Raw genomic sequence first — 1,015 nt, 5'->3', positions numbered from 1 at the left:
CAATATTTCCTTCGGTGCGAATAATATCCATCGCCTGATTGCCAATTTCGCCAATCAGTTGCGCTTGTTTTAAGCGATTTTGCTCTTTTTCTTTATCAAAGATAGGTTTGATACTGCCGTCATTGGCATGGTCGGTATCGCGATTTAGCTTGTTAATATCCTGTTTTTGTTTGTCTTCATTGCGAACAATGACACTACCGTCACTGACCGCTGATTGTGTGGTGCCTTCGGCGTGGCCGCTGTTATTGGCGTTAGAGAGTAGCCCGCCCGCGGCATTGGTCACCAGTTGGCTACCAATTGGGCCACCGGTGCCAATCGATCCGCCCGTGTGTTCGGCAGTAAAATCGGCTTTGTTGTCAATATCTTTCCAACCCAGCGTACCCGTTTCAAGGTGATTGTTGCCTTTGTCGGCGGTAGAAGCAATCACCGCACCGTCAAGCTGAGTATGGTCTTTGACGTTGACATCAAAACCACCTTTGCCGGCAAAAATACCGGTTTGTTCTTTCACACTGTCGTAGTTACTGTGTATCTTGTCTTTGCTGGCACTGATATTGATGTTTGGTGTGCCACCTAGCGTGTAACCGCCACCGACGCTGACCTCTTGCTGTTTGGCGTCATAGCGGTCACTGTCTTGCTCACTTTGTAAAGTGAGGTCACGACCGACATTGATAGTGACTTGTTCGCCACTGACTTGAGCACCTTTGAGGGTGGTATCTTGTCCACTGTTTAAGGTGAGTTTATTACCTGCATCTAACGTGGTCTCGGTGTGAGTGAGGGCATTGCCTTTTTCATGGCCTTTGCCTTGGTTGACGGAGGCAGAGACATTGACCCCATAGCCACCTTCACCCACACCTACACCAACCCCGATACTGCCGCCTTTGCTGCGGTTTTGGCTTGTGGTTTGCTCGGTATTTTGGGCAGAAACAAGGTTGATATCTTGCGTGGCAGACAGTGATAAGTCTTTGCCGGCTTTGAGTTCACTGCCAACAACCGTGATATTACCGCTGTCTGGGTT

General features: G+C 49.1%; 1 protein-coding gene. It reads right to left on the bottom strand.

Annotated elements, in window-relative coordinates; translation table 11 throughout:
* The coding region (locus CUB63_RS17455) for a hemagglutinin repeat-containing protein (protein WP_193524918.1) at window positions 1-1,015 on the bottom strand (1,015 nt) is incomplete at both ends.

Origin of the sequence: Proteus penneri (assembly GCF_003144535.1) — a bacterium.
Lineage (GTDB): Bacteria > Pseudomonadota > Gammaproteobacteria > Enterobacterales > Enterobacteriaceae > Proteus > Proteus penneri.
This window is presented reverse-complemented; position numbering and strand designations above follow the sequence as displayed.